Here is a 22,818-nt window from a genome sequence, read left to right on the forward strand (position 1 = left end):
ACAATTTTAGGAGGAACTAAGGTGAAAGCCAGATACAGTGTAATTGTCCCCATGTTCAATGAGGAAGAGGTCATTCAGCATACGTATGAGCGTCTCAAAAAGGTCATGGACGGCTGCGGCGATTCTTACGAGCTTGTCTTCGTTAACGACGGGAGCCGGGATCGTACAGCTGAGATTATGCGTGAGGTCAGCAGCCGCGACGAGCATGTCAAGCTGGTTGATTTCTCGCGCAATTTTGGCCATCAGGTGGCGATCACGGCGGGGATGGATTATGCTGAAGGCGAGGCGGTCGTGGTTATTGATGCGGATCTGCAGGACCCGCCTGAGGTGATTTTGCAGATGATTGCAAAGTGGAAAGAGGGCTATGAGGTAGTCTATGCCAAGCGGCTTAAACGCCAGGGTGAAACTCTCTTCAAAAAAGCAACCGCAAAGATGTTCTACCGTCTGCTCAGCAGCATGACCAGTGTGGAGATTCCTACAGACACAGGTGATTTCCGGTTAATTGACCGCAAGGTGTGCGATGTGCTGCGCGGTCTGAAGGAGAAGAACCGTTATGTGCGCGGGCTGGTAAGCTGGGTGGGCTTTCGCCAGACTATGGTTGAATACGTGCGTGAAGAGCGTTTTGCCGGTGAAACCAAATATCCGCTGAAGAAAATGATCCGGTTTGCGCTGGACGGCATCACCTCTTTTTCCCACAAACCGCTGAAAATAGCCTCATACATCGGCTTTTTTCTTTCCTTTTCCAGCTTTCTGTATCTGTTCTTTGTTCTATTCCAGAAGGTGTTCACCTCATGGACGGTACCCGGCTGGGCTTCTATCGTGGGTGTGAATCTGCTGTTTAATGGCATTGTGCTGATGCTGCTTGGTGTAATCGGTGAATACATTGGGCGGATTTATGATGAATCCAAGGATAGACCGCTGTATATCGTGCGTGAGACGAGGGGCTACGGCGATGCAGAGAGCGGCGGAGAGAACGCGGGCGTACGGAAGGACAACGATTATGTCAGATAGACAGCTTAATGCAGGATTCATCCAGTTTTTAAAATTCAATGCCGTAGGTGTGCTGAATACCTTGATTGATTTTGCCATATTCACTCTCCTGCACTCACTGGGGATGATGAATGCCCCGGCACAGATCATTTCTTACAGCGCTGGTACCGCCAACAGTTTCATTTGGAATAAGAAGGTGACTTTTCGGGACCGGGACCGGGGGAGCAAGGATAGCTTTGACCGGATGCAGCTGGTAAGGTTCATTGTGCTGAACCTGGTTGTGCTGGGCATATCAGTGCTGCTTATGCATTTGCTGACCGGCCGCTTCGGCATTCAGGTGCTGGTTGCAAAAGTGCTGGTTACCGTCGTAACCGTAGTGATCAATTTTTTCGGAAGCCGGAAGTGGGTATTTTGAAAAAAATAAGCACTAGATAAAGTGAACCTGAAAAACTAACTTTCGGAGGTGATTTTCATGCGCAAGTTCTCTTACTTAATTATTCTTGCCGGGATTCTGCTGATGCTGTATCCCAAAGCAAATGAATGGTACAACGACTGGCAGCAGCAGAAGCTGCTGGAGGAAGCCGAACAGGCGTACAGTGAGATTTCGCCTTCACCGTCTCCGCAGTCAGATCTGCACAAACAATATGCTGAAGTCACCCAGCTTCTCGCCGAGGAATCTTCTGAGGGTGACCTGGCGAAAGCGACAGAAGCGCCGGCTCCCGAAATCAAGCTGGGAGGCAAGATCACAGGCATTATCCAGATCGACAAAATCAATTTGAAGCTGCCCGTACTGGAAGGGGCGACTAAAGCCAACATGAAGCATGCTGCCGCCCACATGAAGGAGACCGCGGCTATCGGGCAGGTTGGCAATGCTGCGATTGCAGCTCATAGATCGAGAACAGCAGGCAGGCTTTTTAACAGGCTCAACGAAGTTGAGGTCGGTGATACCATATCCGTGCAAACAAAGGAACAGGATTACCAGTACGTAGTGTATGATATTTCAATTGTAGAGCCTACGGATGTTTCCGTATTAAATGGACATAACGATGATAAAATACTCACTCTGATTACCTGTGATCCATTGGTCAATCCCACTCATCGCCTGATTATTCATGCCAGATTGTCTTAAATCCCAAAATAGCTGCGTCCTAAAAGCAGTATATTAAAATTTAATTAAAAAATAGTAGAAGTCTAGTGATTTGGGTCTTGAATATAGATATAAATATGATACTATATAACTATAAAAGCTAAGCACGACAACGGCAAACCTATCGAAAGGTAGGGACGCAAAGCTAAAGGGCCTTCCCGCTATGGATGGCAGCCAGCTACCGAATGAAGAGGCTTTTTTTGTTTGTTCTTAAATATGAATCTATCAATCTACATTAGAAGTAGGAACAGATAAAGCTTATACGATAACGGCAAACCTATCGAAAGGTAGGGACGCAAAGCTAAAGGGCCTTCCCAATACGAATGGCAGCCAGCTACCGAAAGGGGTTTTATCCATGAAAAAGTTCTTTTTTACGTTGTTAACATTGTTTGTAGTTGCCACTTCCGTCCAGACAGGATCAGCTGAAGCTGCCAGCACGGACACAGGCTGGTTGAATACATCGCAATTGAATCAAGGGGTTATCGCTGTTTCCTATGAAGTTCCTAAGGACAAGCGTATTAAGCTCATGATTACTAAGGACAACAATAGCTACACATATAACCTATATGCTTCTAAGCCCAATGAAACCTTCCCGCTGCAGCAAGGTAACGGTTCGTATAAAATATCTGTTCTGGAGAACACTACCGGCAATAAATACAAAGTGATGTCCTCCGAAACCGTAGACCTCAGCATGAGCGATGCGAACGACGTATACTTGAGCTCCGTACAGAATGTGAAATGGAGTTCTTCCGATAAATCAGTTCTGAAAGCTGCTCAGCTCACACAGGGGCTGACCACTGATGAACAAAAGGTAAAAGCAATATACAACTACATCGTTTCTAATGTGAAATATGACTATAGCCTAGCTTCCAGTGTTACGACTGACTACATCCCCAACAATGATAATACACTGGCCACCAAGAAGGGGATTTGCTACGATTATGCTTCATTGTTTGCAACCATGCTCCGCAGTCAAGGCATACCTACCAAATTGGTGATGGGGAATACCAGCTATGTGACTTCATACCATGCCTGGAACGAAGTCTTGCTTGACGGCAAATGGGTGACTATCGACACTACAGTTGATGCCGGTTTAGGCAAGAACAACAAAGAAACGGGATTAATTAAAGTAGCAAGCAAATACTCTGCAGCGAAATTCTACTAAGAGAAGTGAATATACAATCAACAATAGGATCTTTGGAGATAACCCGCTTAAATATTAAGTGGGTTATTTTTCTTTTTCTAAAGGGTTGCTTTTTTATATGACTATGGGGTATTATAAGTAAGCGTTGTTGGAGCGCTGCTAAGTAAATGAAGAATGATTGAATAAATTGTTCAAAAAAAGCTTGCATTGCTCAAACAAACGTGGTATATTATAAGAGTTGCTGGTGACGAGAAAATCATCGCCGACAACGAGTTTGATCTTTGAAAACTGAACAACGAGTGAGTGGGATTTCACGTAAGTGAGATCCAAAATGAGAATGCAAATTCTCGTCAGATGTTTCAAAATGAGCTATCGCTCTTTTCAATACCAATTGGAGAGTTTGATCCTGGCTCAGGACGAACGCTGGCGGCGTGCCTAATACATGCAAGTCGAGCGGAGTTTATCCTTCGGGATAAGCTTAGCGGCGGACGGGTGAGTAACACGTAGGCAACCTACCCTCTAGACTGGGATAACTACCGGAAACGGTAGCTAATACCGGATAATTCCTTGACCCACCTGGGATAAGGATGAAAGGCGGAGCAATCTGCTGCTAGAGGATGGGCCTGCGGCGCATTAGCTAGTTGGTGGGGTAACGGCCTACCAAGGCGACGATGCGTAGCCGACCTGAGAGGGTGAACGGCCACACTGGGACTGAGACACGGCCCAGACTCCTACGGGAGGCAGCAGTAGGGAATCTTCCGCAATGGGCGAAAGCCTGACGGAGCAACGCCGCGTGAGTGATGAAGGTTTTCGGATCGTAAAGCTCTGTTGCCAGGGAAGAACGTCCGGTAGAGTAACTGCTACCGGAGTGACGGTACCTGAGAAGAAAGCCCCGGCTAACTACGTGCCAGCAGCCGCGGTAATACGTAGGGGGCAAGCGTTGTCCGGAATTATTGGGCGTAAAGCGCGCGCAGGCGGCTGCTTAAGTCTGGTGTTTAAACCTTGGGCTCAACCTGGGGTCGCACTGGAAACTGGGCAGCTTGAGTACAGAAGAGGAAAGTGGAATTCCACGTGTAGCGGTGAAATGCGTAGAGATGTGGAGGAACACCAGTGGCGAAGGCGACTTTCTGGGCTGTAACTGACGCTGAGGCGCGAAAGCGTGGGGAGCAAACAGGATTAGATACCCTGGTAGTCCACGCCGTAAACGATGAGTGCTAGGTGTTAGGGGTTTCGATACCCTTGGTGCCGAAGTTAACACAGTAAGCACTCCGCCTGGGGAGTACGGTCGCAAGACTGAAACTCAAAGGAATTGACGGGGACCCGCACAAGCAGTGGAGTATGTGGTTTAATTCGAAGCAACGCGAAGAACCTTACCAGGTCTTGACATCCAACTAACGAAGCAGAGATGCATTAGGTGCCCTTCGGGGAAAGTTGAGACAGGTGGTGCATGGTTGTCGTCAGCTCGTGTCGTGAGATGTTGGGTTAAGTCCCGCAACGAGCGCAACCCTTGACTTTAGTTGCCAGCAGGTAAGGCTGGGCACTCTAGAGTGACTGCCGGTGACAAACCGGAGGAAGGTGGGGATGACGTCAAATCATCATGCCCCTTATGACCTGGGCTACACACGTACTACAATGGCCGGTACAACGGGAAGCGAAGCCGCGAGGTGGAGCCAATCCCAGCAAAGCCGGTCTCAGTTCGGATTGCAGGCTGCAACTCGCCTGCATGAAGTCGGAATTGCTAGTAATCGCGGATCAGCATGCCGCGGTGAATACGTTCCCGGGTCTTGTACACACCGCCCGTCACACCACGAGAGTTTACAACACCCGAAGTCGGTGGGGTAACCCGCAAGGGGGCCAGCCGCCGAAGGTGGGGTAGATGATTGGGGTGAAGTCGTAACAAGGTAGCCGTATCGGAAGGTGCGGCTGGATCACCTCCTTTCTATGGAGAATCGTTCTCTGCAATGAGAACATTCAAATCGGAAGCTTTGCTTCCATTAGAACCCTTGGGTTCGAACACTCACTCGTTGCTCAGTTTTGAGAGTTTAAACTCTCAAAGGACATATTGGTTTCCAGAACTTGCTTGTAGCCAAGCAGCTCGGAAACATGATATGATCTTCTTCCGGAGTTAAATCCGGAAACACTTGATCCTTGAAAACTGGATACCGAAACGAAAATGCGTTTTAGAACATTCCTTTAAGCTGAACTTGTGTAAGCAAGTTTCAATATTTTAGTGATGCTAGCGATTTTCCCTACGGGAAAACGCAATGGTTAAGCTAATAAGAGCACACGGAGGATGCCTAGGCGCCAGGAGCCGACGAAGGACGTGGCGAACAACGAAACTGCCTCGGGGAGCTGTAAGCAAGCTTTGATCCGGGGGTGTCCGAATGGGGAAACCCGGCTGTGGTAATTCGCAGTCACTCATACCTGAATACATAGGGTGTGAAGAGGCAGACCAGGGGAACTGAAACATCTAAGTACCCTGAGGAAGAGAAAACAATAGTGATTCCGTCAGTAGCGGCGAGCGAACGCGGAACAGCCTAAACCAAGGAGCTTGCTCCTTGGGGTTGTGGGACGTCTCACATGGAGTTACAAAGGAATATGGTAGGCGAAGAGGTCTGGAAAGGCCCGCGATAGAGGTAAAAGCCCTGTACCCTAAACCCTGTTCCCTCCGAGACGGATCCCGAGTAGTGCGGGGCACGTGAAACCCCGTATGAATCCGGCAGGACCATCTGCTAAGGCTAAATACTACCTGGCGACCGATAGTGAAACAGTACCGTGAGGGAAAGGTGAAAAGCACCCCGGAAGGGGAGTGAAAGAGAACCTGAAACCGTGTGCTTACAAAAAGTCAGAGCCTATTTTAGGGGTGATGGCGTGCCTTTTGTAGAATGAACCGGCGAGTTACGTTTAGCATGCAAGGTTAAGGTGAGAAGCCGGAGCCGCAGCGAAAGCGAGTCTGAATAGGGCGACTGAGTATGTGGACGTAGACCCGAAACCGTGTGATCTACCCCTGTCCAGGGTGAAGGTGCGGTAACACGCACTGGAGGCCCGAACCCACGTACGTTGAAAAGTGCGGGGATGAGGTGGGGGTAGCGGAGAAATTCCAATCGAACTCGGAGATAGCTGGTTCTCCCCGAAATAGCTTTAGGGCTAGCCTCGGTGAATGGAGTCGTGGAGGTAGAGCACTGATTGGGTGCGGGGCCCGCAAGGGTTACCAAGCTCAGTCAAACTCCGAATGCCATGGACTTCTTGCCGGGAGTCAGACAGTGAGTGCTAAGATCCATTGTCAAAAGGGAAACAGCCCAGACCATCAGCTAAGGTCCCCAAGTGTGTGTTAAGTGGGAAAGGATGTGGAGTTGCACAGACAACCAGGATGTTGGCTTAGAAGCAGCCACCATTGAAAGAGTGCGTAATAGCTCACTGGTCGAGTGACTCTGCGCCGAAAATGTAACGGGGCTAAACACACCACCGAAGCTATGGCTTGATGCTTTGCATCAGGGGTAGGGGAGCGTTGTGTAAGGGTTGAAGGTTGACCGGAAGGACAGCTGGACATTACACAAGTGAGAATGCCGGTATGAGTAACGAAAAGATCAGTGAGAATCTGATCCGCCGAAAGCCCAAGGTTTCCTGAGGAAGGCTCGTCCGCTCAGGGTAAGTCGGGACCTAAGGCGAGGCCGACAGGCGTAGTCGAAGGACAACAGTTTGAAATTACTGTACCACCGTAATCCGCTATGAGCGATGGGGTGACGCAGGAGGGTAGTGACGCGGACCGATGGATGTCCGTCCAAGCAGTGAGGCTGGTGTGTAGGCAAATCCGCACATCGTAAGGCTGGGCTGTGATGGGGAGCGAAAATTACAGTAGCGAAGGTCATGATCTCACACTGCCAAGAAAAGCCTCTAGCCAGGAGAAGGTGCCCGTACCGCAAACCGACACAGGTAGGCGAGAAGAGAATTCTAAGGCGCGCGGAAGAACTCTCGTTAAGGAACTCGGCAAAATGACCCCGTAACTTCGGGAGAAGGGGTGCCTCGGTAGGGTGAATAGCCCGAGGGGGCCGCAGTGAAAAGGCCCAAGCGACTGTTTAGCAAAAACACAGGTCTGTGCGAAGCCGCAAGGCGAAGTATACGGGCTGACGCCTGCCCGGTGCTGGAAGGTTAAGGGGAGCGGTTAGGAGGCAACTCCGAAGCTGTGAACCGAAGCCCCAGTAAACGGCGGCCGTAACTATAACGGTCCTAAGGTAGCGAAATTCCTTGTCAGGTAAATTCTGACCCGCACGAATGGCGTAACGACTTGGGCGCTGTCTCAACGAGAGATCCGGTGAAATTTTAATACCTGTGAAGATGCAGGTTACCCGCGACAAGACGGAAAGACCCCATGGAGCTTTACTGCAGCTTGATATTGAATTTGGGTACGATCTGTACAGGATAGGTGGGAGCCGTAGAAGCCGGAGCGCAAGCTTCGGTGGAGGCGCCGTTGGGATACCACCCTGATCGTATCTAGGTTCTAACCTGGTACCCTAAACGGGTACGGGGACCGTGTCAGGCGGGCAGTTTGACTGGGGCGGTCGCCTCCTAAAGAGTAACGGAGGCGTTCAAAGGTTCCCTCAGAATGGTTGGAAATCATTCGAAGAGTGCAAAGGCAGAAGGGAGCTTGACTGCGAGACCTACAAGTCGAGCAGGGACGAAAGTCGGACTTAGTGATCCGGTGGTACCGCATGGAAGGGCCATCGCTCAACGGATAAAAGCTACCCTGGGGATAACAGGCTTATCTCCCCCAAGAGTCCACATCGACGGGGAGGTTTGGCACCTCGATGTCGGCTCATCGCATCCTGGGGCTGAAGTAGGTCCCAAGGGTTGGGCTGTTCGCCCATTAAAGCGGTACGCGAGCTGGGTTCAGAACGTCGTGAGACAGTTCGGTCCCTATCTGTCGTGGGCGTAGGAAATTTGAGAGGAGCTGTCCTTAGTACGAGAGGACCGGGATGGACGTACCGCTGGTGCACCAGTTGTTCCGCCAGGAGCATGGCTGGGTAGCTACGTACGGACGGGATAAGCGCTGAAAGCATCTAAGCGTGAAGCCCCCCTCAAGATGAGATTTCCCAGCATGTAAGACCCCTTGAAGACGACGAGGTAGATAGGTTGGAGGTGGAAGCACGGCAACGTGTGGAGCTGACCAATACTAATCGGTCGAGGGCTTATCCAAATAACTAAAATGCAGTTTTCGTTTCGGATTCAGTTTTCAGGCGATCAAATTCCTGAAGCATTTGCACCGCAAGTGCCCGTTTGGTGGCGATAGCGGAGGGGTTCCACGCGTACCCATCCCGAACACGACCGTTAAGCCCTCCAGCGCCGATGGTACTTGGACCGAAGGGTCCTGGGAGAGTAGGACGCCGCCAAGCACATGAAGCCATTGTTGAGTAATCGACAGTGGCTTTTTTTGCGTATTGTATAAGAAAATAGGGTTTCCCTTTACTGTGGATATCTTGGGAGCTTCAGAGGTTATATAACGATGCAGGAGAATTGGGCTTCATCCGCGGACTGAAGCGGACTGAGGGGACCTTATTTTGTAAAAAAACCTGTTTTTTCAGCAGTTACAGACTCAGGAGTCGTTATATCGTTCGATGGAGCCTGGAATAAAGGGGAAAGGGACAAATAAAGGCACACTGAGTCCGTTAACCTGCGGAGTAGACGAATTTCCCTTCAATAACGGCTTTCCTGTCCGCAACGGCTGATTTTTGCCTCCAAGCTAAGTCATGCTCTCTTGCGGATCGATCGTGAAGGAAGCTCAGCATGTCCGCAGAATGCCCCACACTTTAATCATACGGCCCGTAATGTGGATAAAGTTTTGCAAAGGAACTTTGGCGAGTATTCCCCGGTTTATGTGGATGGAGTAGACTTAAACGTGGATGCCTTGATAAATGCAAGCTTATTTAATGAACAGAGGGGATAAACCTATGGATAACCTTACTCATCTTATATGGACCGAACAGTACTCCGTGCACGCAAGCGATACAGATTACCGATCACAGGGAAAGCTGTCTTTTGTGCTGGATATGATGCAGCGCGCGGCCGATTCAGCAGTGGGCGGGTCAGGTGTGAGCCTGGAGCAGATGCTGGAGGCTGGAATAGGCTGGATGCTGATTACTTTGGAGCTTGAATTCAAGCGTATGCCACGTCCAAATGATCTTTTGACTATACATACGTGGAGTAAAGGAACCAAAGGAGCGCTCTGGCAGCGCGACTACCGGATTTTCGACAGCAGCCAAATAGAAATCGTCACGGCCCGTTCGGTCTGGGCGCTTGTCGATATTGCCAAACGAAAGATACTTCGTCCCTCAGCTCTCCCGGTGAAGGTGGAGCACTATACTGGCGATTCCGTGGGCAGCATGCCGCAAAAGGTCACGATTCCCCCGGACCTTTCATTGGTGGAAGCCTACCGCTACCAGGTGCGTTACAGCGGCCTGGATAGTAATAGCCATTTGAATAACGCACGCTATGGCGAGCTATGCACTGATACGCTGTCACAGAAAGAGTGGGAGCAGTTGGAATTGGCCAGCTTCCGGATTAGTTATTTGCAGGAGGCTATATTTGGGGATGAGATGGTGATTTTGCGGACACCTATAACAGATCAGGGAATGTTCGTACGCGGGCAGAGTGGGGAAACCGTGTTTTTTGAAGCTTGCCTTAAGTTTGTTTTGTAGTGAAAATGAAAAGAGCGACAGCCTTCTGAAAGGATAACGGGGACTGTCTTTTTTTGTTTGGGGGTATTTTTCCTTTTTTACCGCTTGTCACAATTCGGGAACTGAAAAACGTTATATAGGTGTAGGCAGTCAACGAGGAGGTGATTCTTTGGAACGGCGAGACCCCGGGGCCCAAGCGAGTCCAACGCTGGTTGATGAAGCCATAAATCAGGTCCGTGCAGGAGACCGAGAGGCTTTTGCAACGATAATCCGGGCCTTTGAGAGGCAGATATATACGTATTGTTATTACATTTTGAAGAGCCGTGAAGAAGCTGAGGATGCGGTTCAAGATATTTTTGTGAAAGTGTATCGGGAGCTTGAGCGTTATAGGAAAGTGGAATCTTTTTCCGCCTGGCTGTATAAAGTGGCCTACCATCATTGTCTGGACCAGATTCGTAAACGTAAGCGGCGCAGCCGTCTGTTATCCCTGTATAAAGAGCAGCACCCGAAGGCCTATTATGAACCTAATGGTGAAGGGCCGGTACAGTTATTGATGGACAGTTTATCGGCCGAGGAAAGTAATCTGCTGATCCTCAAGGTTGTTGAACAGTACAGCTTCGAGGAGATTGGGCAAATTATGGATTGTAATCCTGCTGCCCTGCGGAAGAAATTTGAACGTCTGCGTAAAAAGCTGGTCCGGCAAAAGATGAATGAAGGAGGAGGCTCTCATGGGGAAGTGGCAAGGTCGAACTGAAAGCCGGAAGATGGAGGACATTCGTCAAATGGTCCAAAATCATGAGCTGCCGGTAGACAGTTTCAGCGATTTAATTATGAAGCGAATAGGAGAAGAGGGCATGGGAAAAAGAGCATCGGCCAAACGTGGCGGCAGATTCCTGAAAAAAACGCTGGTGGCTACATCCACAGCAGCAGTGCTGGGCGCAGGGATTATCGGGAGCGGATTTGTATCACCGGTTATGGCGGATACGTTGAAGCAGATTCCGATTGTAGGAAATATTTTTAAAGATATAGAGGATAAAGGTCTCCAAGCTGCAGGTGAAAAAGGTCTATCCACAGCCCCTAACCAAAGCGTTACCCATGATGGGGTGACGTTGAAGCTTACCGATATCTATTATGACGGCACGCGGTTGGCGTTGGCAATCGAACGGGAAGGTATTGATAACGACGAGACGATGGCAAAGCAAATTATTGAACCCATTGCGTTTGATCCGGCTGTAAAGGAAAAGAAGGCAAAAGTAACATTGGACCAGTCCGTTAAGGGGTTGCTGGGTTCAGCTGTCCTAAAAATGCCGGATGGAAAAGAAGTAGCGTATGGAATGTCGATGTCTGGCGATGTTGAAGGAAAAAAGAACACCCTTTTGTATGATTTCAGAAAGCTGAGTAATACTGAAGGCTATGGTAATGAATTCGAATTAAGCGTCAGTATACCGGTAACCCAAATCACAGAGCCTTTTGAATTCAAGGTGCCAGTGAAAAAGGTAACGGAAGGCATTGTCAAACTTGATCTGAACCAAACGAAAAAGACACAGGAATTCAGTTATACCATTAAAAAACTGGAGCTGACTCCGGCCACAAGCAGAATGGTTGTGAATGAAGCAGGTAAAGTTCCAAGCTTGCCGAAGCCGATTTCCGGCTATAACGCCTCCGAAATGCTCTATGATATCGTGGGCGATCAAAGCAATAATGTGCTTTCCCAACAAGGATATTATTACAGTCCGGTAGTCACAACTCACCCAATCGCCGATCTTGACTTCGAGCCGTTCCCGAAAACGCCGAAAACGATTACGGTTAAGCCATTTACGCATGCCGTTGACAAAGATCTCAAGCCTTTGAAGGATGCCAACGGAAAACCGGTGAAGCATTATTACCCAGAGCTTGAACAAACGATTCAAATCCCTTAAGAATAATTCTGCAAAAAGAAGCTCGTGTCTGCCTAATGGCAGATGCGGGCTTTTTTTTCAAGCGGGATTCAGGCGTGCTATAATTAGGCAGTATGGAAAGGAGAGAGCTATGAAGGTATTAGTACTTGCCGAGAAGCCGTCGGTTGCGCGCGAGATTGCGCGGGTGATGGGCTGTGGAAACAAACAGAAGAGTTATATTGAAGGACCGAAATATGTGGTTACCTGGGCTTTGGGGCATCTGGTGGGCCTGGCGGAGCCGGAGGACTATAACAATAAATTTGCCAACTGGGCGCTGGAGGATTTGCCGATTCTGCCGGAGAAGGCCAAGCTGAAGGTGCTGCGGGAGACGAGCCAGCAGTACAAGGCCGTGCAGCAGCTGATGAAGCGGCAGGACATAGAAGAACTGATTGTGGCTACGGATGCTGCGCGTGAAGGCGAGCTGCTGGCGCGCTGGATCATGAATATGGCTGGCTGGAAAAAGCCGTTCCGGCGGCTCTGGATCTCTTCGCAGACGGACAAGGCGATCAGGGAAGGGTTCGCTTCGCTCCGGCCGGGCCGGGAGTTTGACCGGCTGTATGAATCGGCGCGCTGCCGTGCTGAAGCAGACTGGATGATCGGGCTGAACGTGACGCGGGCATTGACCTGCAAGTTCGGTGCGCCGCTGTCTGCCGGACGGGTGCAGACCCCGACACTGGGCATGATTATGGACCGGGAAAATGAAATTACCGGCTTCCGTTCCCAGGAGTATGACTTGTTGACGGCTGATTTCGGCAGCTTCCAGGCGGGCTGGCGGGCCCAGGGCGGAGATGGTCGTATTTTTGAACGGGATACAACGGCAAAGCTGAAGGAGAAGCTCACGGGGCGAAGCGGACGCATCGCCAAGGTGCAAAAAAGTGAGAAAAGCGAACCCCATCCGCTGGCTTATGATCTCACAGAGCTGCAGCGCGATGCGAACCGCAAGTTCGGTTTCTCGGCTAAGCAAACCTCAAGTGTGCTTCAGCGGCTGTATGAGCAGCATAAGCTGGTGACCTATCCGCGTACAGACAGCCGGTATCTGACGTCGGATATGACAGGCACGCTCAAAGAAAGGCTGGACAGTGTGGCTGTCGGGCCTTATGCGGCCTTGGCAAGACCGCTGCTGCGCAAGCCGCTGCCGATCACCAAGCGGGTTGTGGATGACAGCAAGGTGAGCGATCACCATGCGATTATTCCTACGGAGCAGACTGTACTTCTTAATCAGCTAAGTGCTGAGGAACGCAAGCTCTACGATCTGATTGTGCGCCGGTTCATCAGCTTGTTCTATCCTGCAGCGCGTTACGATGCGGTGGCGGTGACGGTAAACGTTGATGGAGAAGTTTTTCATGTCAAAGGCACAACGGTAAAAGATGGGGGCTGGCGCGAGGTCTACGGCGGAGATATGAGCAGCGATGACGAAGACGAGAACACCGCAGATGAACCGGCGGCAGGCAGTGTGAAGCTCCCCGAACTGCGTGAAGGGGAAGCCGTTACCGTGCAGCGGTGCATCATCCGGCCAGGCCGGACACAGCCTCCGAAGCGCTACAATGAAGCTTCACTGCTGACCCAGATGGAGAAGCATGGGCTGGGAACGCCGGCTACACGTGCTGACATTATCGAGAAACTGGTCAGCTCCGATACGATTGAGCGTCAGGGCAATCTGCTGCATCCGACAGGAAAAGGCAAGCAGCTGATCGGCTTGGTGGCAGGACAGCTGCGCACACCTGAGCTGACAGCGCGCTGGGAGGCGGAGCTGGAGAAGATCGCCCGCGGACAAGGGCGGCCAGAGCCTTTTCTGCAGGGCATCCGGAGCATGGCACAGGAGCTGGTGTCCGGCGTGAAGAACAGCGGGGCGGAATATAAGCCGCATAATGTCTCGAATAGCCATTGTCCTAACTGTGGAACAAGATTGCTGGAGAAGAAAACCAAGCGCGGCAAGCTGCTGGTCTGCCCGGCAGACGACTGCGGTTATACCCGTGCAGGAGAGAAGCAGCTGTCTAACCGCCGCTGTCCGCAGTGCCACAAGAAGATGGAGCTAAAAGAGGGGAAGGCAGGGCTCTATGTCCAGTGCCTTGGCTGCGGAATTACAGAGACAATGGATAAAGACCATAAGCATATCAACAAACGTGAGCAGCAGAGGCTCGTGCAGCAGTACAGCAAACAGGAGAGTGTAGGCTCTAACCTGGGTGAGCTGCTCAAAGCAGCGATGGAAGCCAAGGAGAAGGGCAAATAAGGAGATTAGGAACGAACCTGCTGCAGCCGGGAATGGGCTGTTTAGGAATGAAATAAAGACTGTTGAAGACTGCCGGGCGTGTTCGGCAGTCTTTATTATAAGTCCAGAATGAGGGGAGATAGGTCAACGGAATCTGTGTCCGTTTGAAGTATAGTTGATTCTTTGCATGACTGCACTTCGTGCAATAGAATACTCATGGTTCTGCGTTGAAATCGCCTTCTGCTGTATTTCGTGCAATAGATTTTCGGATATGGCTCCAAAACAGCCTTTCCTAGGAATTCTAATGTACAAAGTGCAATAGATGGAGCTTTTTGACTAATTTATGGGTTATTCTGCTGCAGAGAATGCAATAGAATGTTTTTCTAACATCGGTTGTGAATTTGTTTGTATGCCGGAGAGCCAATATGGACTGTCCAATGAAACGCAGATATGTTTTACTTAAGGATGTGAAGCGGTACAGATAGCGGTTGCGGAAAAATAGAAATAAGCGGGTGATGTAGTGGCGGCAGTTCAGCGGCGTAGTGCTGAAGCACAAACGGTGGGAGCCCAGGGAAGGCAGGGCGGAAGCCGGTTTTTCTTTTTGATAATTGTTTTTATGTTCTGGTTCTCTTCTTATATCTATGTACCGGTGCTCTCGCCTTATGTGGAGCATTTGGGAGCCTCTTATGTAATGGTTGGGGCAGTGCTTGGAGTGTATGGGCTGATGCAGATTCTGTTCCGGCTGCCGATCGGCATTGGTTCGGATGTTCTGAACCGGCGCAGGCCTTTTATCTACCTGGGACTGATCGCCAGCGGCGCAAGCTGTCTGCTGTTCCTGGCGGGAGCGGACCCGGGCTGGGCGCTCGCAGCACGGGCGGTATCCGGAATTGCCGCATCGGCTTGGGTTGTTTATTCAGTGATGTTTGCCGGATATTTTCCGAAAGAGGAAGCTGGAAAGGCGATGGGGCTGCTGCAGTTCACCACGGTGATTGCACAGCTGGCGAGCATGATGATCAGCGGATATATAGCAGAGCACTGGGGCTGGAACGCCCCGTTTGTCATCGGTGGAGTGGTGGCTGCGGCTGCGCTGCTGCTTGCACTACGTTTGCCGGAACAACGGCAGGATAAGCGGGAAAATGCAATTCAGATCAAGGATCTGGCTGAAGTGATCAAGGAGCCGCTGCTGGTCAAAGTGTCGCTTTTATCGGTGCTGGCGCATTGCGTACTGTTTATTACGATGTTCGGGTATACCCCGAATCAGGCGCTTGCAATCGGTGCGGGCAAGGAAAGCCTCGGCTGGCTCACCTTGGCATTCATGCTGCCCCATGCGGCAGCGACATTATATGGTTCCCGCTGGTTCGGAAAGCTGCTTGGCGACCGGGGAACACTGCTGCTTGGGTTTGCCGGAAGCGCACTGTTCACACTGCTGATCCCCTCGATGCCGACTCTTGCAGCCCTGTGCGCGACCCAGGTGGGGAATGGCTTTATGCAGGGGTTGATTTTTCCTTTGCTGCTGGGCAAATCAGTCTCTGGTGTGGCTCCGTTCAAACGGGCAACGGCAATGGGGTTCTACCAGGCGGTGTATGCTATCGGTATGTCGGGCGGCCCTTTTGTGGCGGGATGGATGAGCTCGGCCTATGGATTGAAAGGCGGGTTTTGGCTGGGAGGAATCGCCGCTGCACTGGCTGCATTGCTCTCCTGGGTATGGATTAGGGAAGCGGGCAGAACCGGCGGCCGGGCCCCAAAGATCGGGGCAGAGACTTGAAACATAAGAGGTTGAAAGATTCATGCTATAAACTATCCTTCTATTACTCGCTGAACCGGATATCTGGAAGCGGTAAAGAGTATAGATGCCTTGGAAGATACGCTTTTTAAGGACGGGGAAGCCGTTTTTACTTGAAAGATTTATATGTTTTGGGGGAACTGACTTCCCCCTTTAACTGTAATTTTATCTACAGTTACGGACTCAGGAGACGTTATAAGGTTCGATGGAGCCTGAAATAAAGGGGAAAGGGAGAAATAAAGGCATCTCAGTCCGTCGTCCTGCGGAATAGCCGAATCTTCTATCCATAACGGCTCTCCTGTCCGTAACGGCTGCGGATCGATCGCGAAGGAATAGGGCGATCCGTCTTTACCGGCTTCTTCGCAGGTGCTAGTTGGAAAAAGGGAACTTATTTTTCCGAAAATTAAGAAATTCTGAGATTGAAGTGGAAAAAGTAAATCTAATTGGGCCACATTTCTGGTCCAATGGCGAAATGGACTGAATTAGTGTCCCTTTTTCCACTTCATCTACCCGAGGGTAGGGTACTTCGGCAAATTAGTTAACCTTTTTCCACTTAAAGAGTTGCCGTAGGATTCATGGGGATTCGTTCTCCAGGTAACACTAGAACCAAGACGGCTGCGCTGTCCCGTGGAGGTCGGCACAGCCGTTTTTACTTGGCAGCTGATGTAAGAGTTATTGGTTTTTTGTCAAAAAGGGGACTATAATATACAGTAGATAGGTTGAGTGGGAGGAGGGGCCGGCAAGGATGGTCCAGGTTGTACTGCTGTGGTTCGCACTGATTAATATTATTGGTTATGTGGTCATGTCTGAGGATAAGAACAAGGCCCGGAAAAGACGGGACCGCGTACCCGAAAAAACATTGTTTCTGCTGGCATTTATGGGCGGCGCGCTGGGCGTGCTGATTGCCATGTACCACAAACGCCACAAGACCAGGCATACTTCCTTCGTGATCGGAATTCCGCTCTTGCTGCTGCTGAACATCTTGCTGTATGGTTATTTTTTGGGATAAACAAAACAGAAGAAGAGGTGGCGTACATGTTATTCTCGAAAATATTGCTGGCCTATGACGGGTCCAAGGCTTCCAATCAGGCGCTGGAGCGCGCGATCGAATTGGCCAAGGTAACTCCGGGCTCATCCCTTTACGTTGTACACGCTTTTGAATTCCCGCGGTTTTTTATCGGGGAAGCTCTCGCGCCTCTGCCGGCTTCAGTGAATAAGGATTATTATGATTTGGCGGTACAAACCACCGATGAAGTGAAAAGCCGTCTGGAAGCTGAAGGACTGAATGCGACAGTTGAACTGCTGCAGGGCTCTCCTGCTGAAGTGATTTTGACCTATGCTAAGGAGCAGGGTGCGGATGTGATTGTGATCGGCAGCCGTGGACTGGGTGGAATTCGTGAATTTGTTCTGGGCAGTGTAAGCCATAATGTGGTTCAGAGCGCGCGTATTCCGGTCCTGGTTGTAAAATAATATATTATCCTGGAGGAGCGCCCGTGCGTTCCCCTTTTTTCTTTTAGGCAATGGAATAGCGTGCGTGATGAAGAATCCAATTGTGCCCAAAAGCGAACGTTTTAACTCCTTTATATGACAATGTTCGTGTTTAAGTTGACATGATGTGTAGGCCATTGTTAAGATGAACCTATGAAGAGCTCGTATAAAGCCGGGGATAAGGCCCGGAAGTTTCTACCCGGTAACCGTAAATTGCCGGACTACGAGGGAATAGGATGACTAGAACGGCCGTCAGCGCCGCTCCGGACACGGGGCGGCGAGCTGTGCGCTTATCCCTGTTGCATGCCGCTGAAGCTGTAAATAGGGGCTGCACTCCTAATTCCTGAAGTAGTCTGGGTCCATCCGCAGCAAAATGCGTCTGGAATCCGGGCTTTTTTTTTCGGATTTATGGAAAACTAGCATGAAACAGGACAAACTTATTACACATGAGTCTCTAAATCGGGAAGCGGAAGGTAGGTTGAATCATGTCAGTGCAGGTTGGTGTCATCATGGGCAGCAAATCAGATTGGGAAACAATGGAGCATGCTTGCATCGTCCTTGAGGAGCTGGGGGTAGCGTATGAGAAAAAAGTGATATCAGCACACCGCACACCGGATCTGATGTTCCGCTACGCGGAGGAAGCGGCAGGCCGCGGCCTGCGCGTCATTATTGCCGGAGCAGGCGGAGCGGCGCATCTGCCGGGGATGGTGGCAGCAAAGACCATGCTGCCTGTTATCGGTGTCCCGGTACAGTCGAAGGCGCTGAACGGTCTGGATTCGCTGCTCTCCATTGTGCAGATGCCGGGTGGCATTCCGGTAGCCACTGTAGCGATTGGCCGTGCAGGAGCGACCAATGCGGGGCTGCTCGCTGCACAGATCATCGGCGCATTCGATCCTGAGGTGCAGAGCCGGGCGCAGCAGCGGCGCGACGCCATTCAACGCGAAGTGCTGGAAAGCAGCGAGAGCCTATGAGGCCGGAAGAGCTGAAGACCGATGGGCTGGCGGCATCGGCGGGAGAGCTGAAGGCTGATGGGCTGGCGACACCAGCGGGGGAGCTGACAGCACAAAGCCTGGAGGCTGCGGGGCAAGGCAGCCCCGAGGGCAGGGGGATGGCGAAGCCGGCAGCTGCCGCTTCGGGGGACACCGCCGCGCCGGGTGCAGGCGCGCCCCGGACCCTGCTGCCCGGCGCGGTCATCGGCGTGCTCGGCGGCGGGCAGCTCGGGCGCATGATGGCGCTGGCCGGCAGCGCCATGGGCTACCGCTTCGTAGCGCTGGACCCTGCGCCGGATGCGCCCTGCGGGCAGGTGACGCCGCAGATTACAGCGGCGTACGACGACCGGGACGCGGCGCGTGAGCTGGCCCGGCGCGCGGACGTCATCACGTACGAGTTCGAGAACGTCGACGCGGACGTGGCCGCGCTGCTGACGGCAGAGTCGTACGTGCCGCAGGGCAGTGCGCTGCTGTATACGACGCAGCACCGGCTGCGCGAGAAGGCGGCGGTCGAGGCCGCGGGCGTCCCCGTTGCCCCATACCGCAAGGTCGGCAGCCTGGCCGAGCTTACGGCTGCGGCAGCCGAGCTGGGCCTCCCCTGTGTGCTGAAGACAGCCACAGGGGGGTATGACGGCAAGGGACAAGCCGTCATCCGCCAGCCGGAAGAGCTGGAAGCCGCCTTCCGGCAGGTGGCGCCGGGCGCTTCAGCCGGAGGCGCTCTGCCCGAGCTGGTGCTGGAGAAATTTGTCGCCTTCAAATGCGAAATTTCTGTGGTTGCCGCCCGCAGCGCCTCCGGCGAGGTGAAGAGCTTCCCGGCCGCGGAGAACATCCACGTGAACAACATCCTGCATCTGTCGATCGTGCCTGCCAGGGTGCCGGAAGAGATTCAACGGCGGGCCTGCGAGCTGGCCGAGCGGATTGTCTCCGGGATGAATGCGGTTGGACTGCTGGCTGTGGAAATGTTCGTGACCGAGAGCGGCGAGCTGTTCGTAAATGAGCTGGCGCCGCGTCCGCATAATTCCGGGCATTATACGATGGATGCCTGTGTCACCTCGCAGTTTGAGCAGCATGTGCGTGCCATCTGCAATCTGCCGCTGGGCGATACCTCGCTGCTGACCCCTGTGGTCATGGTGAATGTGCTGGGCCAGCATCTGGATGGGGCCATTCAGGCGGTCTGTGCGCCGGATGAAGCAGGAAACCGGCTTGGTGTAGCACCCAAGCTTCATATATATGGCAAGGCTGAGAGCAAGACCGGCCGCAAAATGGGCCACATCAACCTGCTCTGCAAGGACACCGGCGACGGGTTGTCCTGGGTGGAGCAAACTAACCTTTGGAGGAACTGACCAGATATGATCGAACGTTACAGCAGACCTGAGATGCGGGCCATTTGGACCGAAGAGAATAAATTCAACGCATGGTTGGAAGTGGAGCTTTGCGCCTGCGAGGCATGGGCCGAGCTGGGAGTCATCCCGCATGAAGATGCTGCGAAGCTGCGGAAGAATGCCAAATTCGACATCGGCCGCATTAATGAAATTGAGCTCGAAACGCGTCATGATGTTATTGCGTTTACCCGTGCGGTATCCGAGAGCCTGGGCGCGGAGCGCAAATGGGTGCATTACGGATTAACCTCGACGGACGTTGTGGATACGGCGCTCGGCTATCTGCTGCGCCAGGCCAACGAGATTCTGGAGAAGGATATTATCAACTTCATCGAAATTCTCAAAGACAAGGCGCTTGCCTACAAAGATACTCCAATGATGGGACGCACCCATGGCGTGCACGCCGAGCCAACGACATTTGGACTCAAAATGGCGCTCTGGTACGAGGAAATGAAGCGCAACCTGGAGCGTTTCCGCCATGCTGCAAACGGCGTGCAGTTCGGCAAAATCTCCGGGGCGGTCGGCACCTACGCCAATATAGACCCGTTCGTTGAAGAATTCGTCTGCCGCAAGCTGGGCACCAGCCCGGCGCCGATCTCCACACAGACGCTGCAGCGTGACCGCCACGCGGAATATATGGCTGCGCTGGCCCTTGTCGCCACTTCCCTGGACAAGTTCGCTACCGAAATCCGCGCGCTGCAAAAGAGCGAAATCCGCGAGGTGGAAGAGGCTTTTGCCAAAGGCCAGAAGGGCTCGTCGGCGATGCCGCACAAACGCAATCCGATCGGCTGCGAGAATATCTCCGGCTTGTCGCGCGTGATTCGCGGCCACATGATGACGGCCTACGAGAACGTGCCGCTGTGGCATGAGCGCGACATCTCGCATTCCTCCGTGGAGCGGATTATCCTGCCGGATGCGACCATGCTGCTGAACTATATGCTGAACCGCTTCGGCAACATCGTGAAGAACCTGACCGTGTTCCCGGACAATATGAAACGCAACATGAACCGCACCTTCGGGGTGCCGTTCTCCGGCCGCATTCTGACCAAGCTGATCGACAAGGGCTTCAGCCGTGAACAGGCCTACGATACCGTACAGCCGCGTGCGATGCAGGCCTGGGAGGAGCAAACCCAGTTCCGCGATATCGTAGAGGCTACCCCGGAGATCACCGCTGTGCTTAGCCCGGAAGAGATTGAGGATGCTTTTAATCCTTCGTGGCACCTTAAGCATGTAGATACCATCTTCCGCAAGCTGGAGCTAATTTAATAAAAGGTAAGTTAGTGGTGAACTAAGGAACGCAGCAATAGATGGCGTAAGGACCAGGAGAGCGGGGGTTCTGAATCGAGCACAACTGGAAGCTTGAATATATTGGTTCGGTAAAAGAGGAGCGGAGAGAAATTTTGGAACTGGAGAAGCGTTAGCGTTCGCCTTTATGGTCGGGCTTCTACCGCAGCTTGCGGTTAAATCAGAGAAATATGACCATAACAGCGATCGGAAGTCCAAACATTTCTTGCAGTGAAACTTATTTACCAGACCGTTGTGGGAGCTTTTGATTGAGCGGTGAAGATCCGCGCCTAATATTGTTCTTTACGCAGAGTATACGCAAGATCATTTGTTCAAGGGAGGAAAGGTCATGACATACCCTGCCGTATCCACGGCTGTGGATCTCGTAAATGCACCGCTGCTCTACAAAGGAAAGGTTCGCGAGCTGTACGATCTGGGGGAAGAAGTGCTGATCGTGGTCACGGACCGGATATCCGCATTCGACTATGTGCTTGATCCGGCGGTGCCGGAGAAAGGCAATGTGCTTAACCGGCTAAGCGCGTTCTGGTTTGGCCAAACCAGTGAATTGATGGAGAACCACGTCGTGCATATTGATGTGGACCGGCTGGGGGGGATCGTGAAGGACCGGGAGGCGCTCAGAAACCGTATCATGGTCGTCCGCAAAGCGGAGCGTATTGACATCGAATGCGTCGTGCGCGGCTGCATTACCGGCGGCGGCTGGCGGCAGTATCAGGAGACCGGCAAGGTCAACGGCATCGGGCTTCCTGCGGGCCTGCGCAAAAACGCGCAGCTGTCCCAGCCGATTTTTACCCCTGCGGCCAAAAATGATGTCGGCCACGACGAGGATATCCCTTTTGAGAAGATGCAGGAGCTAATTGGGGCGGAGCTTGCGCTGGAGCTTAAGGAGAAAAGCCTGAAGCTGTTCGCTTTTGCCAGAGAGTACTGCGAAGAGCGTGGCATTATCCTCGCGGATTGCAAATTCGAGTTCGGACTGCTGGACGGCAAGGTGATCCTGATCGACGAAATTTTTACCCCGGATGCTTCACGCTTCTGGGCCAAGGACAAATATGCGCTGGATATTGAGATCGACAGCATGGATAAGGAGCCGGTCCGGACGTATCTGTCCGCATCCTCCTGGGACAAGAACAGCACCCCGGACCCGCTCCCGGCAGAAGTCGTGGAAGAAACCACCCGCCGTTATCTGGACATTTATCATCGCCTCACCGGCAAGACTTTATAGATTGTTGTATTATCCCGGCCAGTATTAATTGCACTCTATGCAGTTATTTTGCACAAAATAAATGCAACTTGCATTTTAAATGTACTTGGTACAGCTGAAACAGGTGATAAGGCCTTAAAAAGCAGATATTCAGGAATATAACTGTAAGGAATACAACTAAAAATGATTTTGCCGGAGATATTGAGATTATAGCTGTATGTTATGCAGTAAAAGCTGTATGCCAAGCAGTTGAGTTAGTTATAACGTTGAGGTACCGACCATTAATCATGCCAAGCCAAGCTCATTAAATTTTAGGAGGAACTACAAGCGTATGTTAAAAGCGACAGTGTATGTCACCATCAAAAAAAGTGTGCTCGATCCCCAGGGTGTAGCCGTGCAAGGGGCGCTGCATTCCGTTGGTTTTCAGGAAGTGGAGAGCTTGCGCATTGGCAAGTATATGGAATTGACCCTGGATACCGACAACCGCGCTGAAGCGGAAGGACGCCTGAAGGAAATGTGTGAAAAGCTGTTGGCCAACACGGTAATCGAGGATTACCGCTACGAATTGGAGGACTAAA

The 22,818-nt window shown here is 51.8% G+C and carries 16 protein-coding genes, 3 rRNA genes and 3 riboswitches; all 19 genes read left to right on the forward strand.

The features are described from left to right. The first annotated feature begins 21 nt into the window (after nucleotides 1-21). The gene (locus PRIO_RS03760; protein WP_020431869.1) at nucleotides 22-1,011 is read left to right on the forward strand and encodes a glycosyltransferase family 2 protein; all 990 of its coding nucleotides are present in this window, start codon (nucleotides 22-24) and stop codon (nucleotides 1,009-1,011) included. Continuing rightward, nucleotides 1,001-1,405, forward strand: coding sequence for a GtrA family protein (locus PRIO_RS03765; RefSeq protein WP_020431871.1), 405 nt, complete (start codon nucleotides 1,001-1,003; stop codon nucleotides 1,403-1,405). Before PRIO_RS03760 ends, PRIO_RS03765 begins: the two co-directional genes overlap by 11 nt. A gap of 57 nt (nucleotides 1,406-1,462) precedes the next feature. Continuing rightward, the gene (locus tag PRIO_RS03770; RefSeq protein ID WP_020431872.1) at nucleotides 1,463-2,119 is read left to right on the forward strand and encodes a class D sortase; all 657 of its coding nucleotides are present in this window, start codon (nucleotides 1,463-1,465) and stop codon (nucleotides 2,117-2,119) included. 122 nt (nucleotides 2,120-2,241) lie between these two features. Continuing rightward, nucleotides 2,242-2,323, forward strand: a riboswitch (cyclic di-GMP riboswitch). A gap of 74 nt (nucleotides 2,324-2,397) precedes the next feature. After that, nucleotides 2,398-2,479: riboswitch (cyclic di-GMP riboswitch) on the forward strand. Between the two features lie 13 nt (nucleotides 2,480-2,492). Continuing rightward, a complete protein-coding gene (locus tag PRIO_RS03775) occupies nucleotides 2,493-3,302 on the forward strand; it encodes a transglutaminase-like domain-containing protein (RefSeq protein ID WP_020431873.1) in 810 nt (269 codons plus the stop codon). A 367-nt stretch (nucleotides 3,303-3,669) separates the two neighbouring features. Beyond that, a 16S ribosomal RNA gene (locus PRIO_RS03780) occupies nucleotides 3,670-5,220 on the forward strand. 327 nt (nucleotides 5,221-5,547) lie between these two features. Next, nucleotides 5,548-8,475: ribosomal RNA gene (locus PRIO_RS03785) — 23S ribosomal RNA — on the forward strand. 79 nt (nucleotides 8,476-8,554) lie between these two features. Next, a 5S ribosomal RNA gene (gene rrf, locus PRIO_RS03790) occupies nucleotides 8,555-8,671 on the forward strand. The 16S, 23S and 5S rRNA genes sit together here, the layout of an rRNA operon. A gap of 534 nt (nucleotides 8,672-9,205) precedes the next feature. Beyond that, entirely contained in the window at nucleotides 9,206-9,973 is a 768-nt protein-coding gene (locus tag PRIO_RS03795; RefSeq protein ID WP_231869812.1) for an acyl-[acyl-carrier-protein] thioesterase, read from the forward strand. 148 nt (nucleotides 9,974-10,121) lie between these two features. Continuing rightward, nucleotides 10,122-10,706: an RNA polymerase sigma factor gene (locus PRIO_RS03800; RefSeq protein ID WP_020425543.1), complete on the forward strand. Its 585-nt coding sequence runs from the start codon at nucleotides 10,122-10,124 to the stop codon at nucleotides 10,704-10,706. Next, complete coding sequence (locus PRIO_RS03805; protein ID WP_046501150.1) at nucleotides 10,681-11,871, forward strand: DUF4179 domain-containing protein; 1,191 nt, start codon at nucleotides 10,681-10,683, stop codon at nucleotides 11,869-11,871. Before PRIO_RS03800 ends, PRIO_RS03805 begins: the two co-directional genes overlap by 26 nt. 109 nt (nucleotides 11,872-11,980) lie before the next feature. Continuing rightward, a complete protein-coding gene (locus PRIO_RS03810; protein WP_020425541.1) occupies nucleotides 11,981-14,119 on the forward strand; it encodes a DNA topoisomerase III in 2,139 nt (712 codons plus the stop codon). Between the two features lie 580 nt (nucleotides 14,120-14,699). Beyond that, nucleotides 14,700-15,863 (forward strand): MFS transporter, encoded by a 1,164-nt coding sequence (locus tag PRIO_RS03815; RefSeq protein WP_231869813.1) that lies wholly within the window; start codon nucleotides 14,700-14,702, stop codon nucleotides 15,861-15,863. Between the two features lie 763 nt (nucleotides 15,864-16,626). Beyond that, nucleotides 16,627-16,890, forward strand: coding sequence for a DUF1294 domain-containing protein (locus PRIO_RS03820; RefSeq protein WP_020427264.1), 264 nt, complete (start codon nucleotides 16,627-16,629; stop codon nucleotides 16,888-16,890). A 26-nt stretch (nucleotides 16,891-16,916) separates the two neighbouring features. Continuing rightward, a complete protein-coding gene (locus PRIO_RS03825) occupies nucleotides 16,917-17,351 on the forward strand; it encodes a universal stress protein (protein ID WP_020427263.1) in 435 nt (144 codons plus the stop codon). 160 nt (nucleotides 17,352-17,511) lie between these two features. Beyond that, nucleotides 17,512-17,613: riboswitch (purine riboswitch) on the forward strand. Between the two features lie 241 nt (nucleotides 17,614-17,854). Next, the gene (gene purE, locus PRIO_RS03830) at nucleotides 17,855-18,340 is read left to right on the forward strand and encodes a 5-(carboxyamino)imidazole ribonucleotide mutase (protein ID WP_020427262.1); all 486 of its coding nucleotides are present in this window, start codon (nucleotides 17,855-17,857) and stop codon (nucleotides 18,338-18,340) included. Nucleotides 18,341-18,477: 137 nt separating this feature from the next. After that, entirely contained in the window at nucleotides 18,478-19,701 is a 1,224-nt protein-coding gene (gene purK, locus PRIO_RS03835) for a 5-(carboxyamino)imidazole ribonucleotide synthase (protein WP_046506402.1), read from the forward strand. Nucleotides 19,702-19,707: 6 nt separating this feature from the next. Then, entirely contained in the window at nucleotides 19,708-21,003 is a 1,296-nt protein-coding gene (gene purB, locus PRIO_RS03840; RefSeq protein WP_020430564.1) for an adenylosuccinate lyase, read from the forward strand. Between the two features lie 367 nt (nucleotides 21,004-21,370). Next, a complete protein-coding gene (locus PRIO_RS03845) occupies nucleotides 21,371-22,261 on the forward strand; it encodes a phosphoribosylaminoimidazolesuccinocarboxamide synthase (protein WP_020430566.1) in 891 nt (296 codons plus the stop codon). Nucleotides 22,262-22,571: 310 nt separating this feature from the next. Further along, the gene (gene purS / locus PRIO_RS03850; RefSeq protein WP_019913657.1) at nucleotides 22,572-22,817 is read left to right on the forward strand and encodes a phosphoribosylformylglycinamidine synthase subunit PurS; all 246 of its coding nucleotides are present in this window, start codon (nucleotides 22,572-22,574) and stop codon (nucleotides 22,815-22,817) included. The last annotated feature ends 1 nt before the right edge of the window (nucleotide 22,818 follow it).

The sequence above is a fragment of the Paenibacillus riograndensis SBR5 genome (assembly GCF_000981585.1).
In the GTDB taxonomy this organism is placed as follows: Bacteria; Bacillota; Bacilli; order Paenibacillales; family Paenibacillaceae; genus Paenibacillus_AQ; species Paenibacillus_AQ riograndensis.

Coding starts and splice junctions, on each gene's coding strand:
- PRIO_RS03805 (WP_046501150.1), top strand. CDS start 10,681: ATGGGGAAGTGGCAAGGTCGAACTGAAAGCCGGAAGATGGAGGACATT.
- PRIO_RS03765 (WP_020431871.1), top strand. CDS start 1,001: ATGTCAGATAGACAGCTTAATGCAGGATTCATCCAGTTTTTAAAATTC.
- PRIO_RS03810 (WP_020425541.1), top strand. CDS start 11,981: ATGAAGGTATTAGTACTTGCCGAGAAGCCGTCGGTTGCGCGCGAGATT.
- PRIO_RS03775 (WP_020431873.1), top strand. CDS start 2,493: ATGAAAAAGTTCTTTTTTACGTTGTTAACATTGTTTGTAGTTGCCACT.
- PRIO_RS03845 (WP_020430566.1), top strand. CDS start 21,371: ATGACATACCCTGCCGTATCCACGGCTGTGGATCTCGTAAATGCACCG.
- purS (WP_019913657.1), top strand. CDS start 22,572: ATGTTAAAAGCGACAGTGTATGTCACCATCAAAAAAAGTGTGCTCGAT.
- purK (WP_046506402.1), top strand. CDS start 18,478: ATGGCGAAGCCGGCAGCTGCCGCTTCGGGGGACACCGCCGCGCCGGGT.
- PRIO_RS03820 (WP_020427264.1), top strand. CDS start 16,627: ATGGTCCAGGTTGTACTGCTGTGGTTCGCACTGATTAATATTATTGGT.
- purB (WP_020430564.1), top strand. CDS start 19,708: ATGATCGAACGTTACAGCAGACCTGAGATGCGGGCCATTTGGACCGAA.
- PRIO_RS03770 (WP_020431872.1), top strand. CDS start 1,463: ATGCGCAAGTTCTCTTACTTAATTATTCTTGCCGGGATTCTGCTGATG.
- PRIO_RS03795 (WP_231869812.1), top strand. CDS start 9,206: ATGAACAGAGGGGATAAACCTATGGATAACCTTACTCATCTTATATGG.
- purE (WP_020427262.1), top strand. CDS start 17,855: ATGTCAGTGCAGGTTGGTGTCATCATGGGCAGCAAATCAGATTGGGAA.
- PRIO_RS03825 (WP_020427263.1), top strand. CDS start 16,917: ATGTTATTCTCGAAAATATTGCTGGCCTATGACGGGTCCAAGGCTTCC.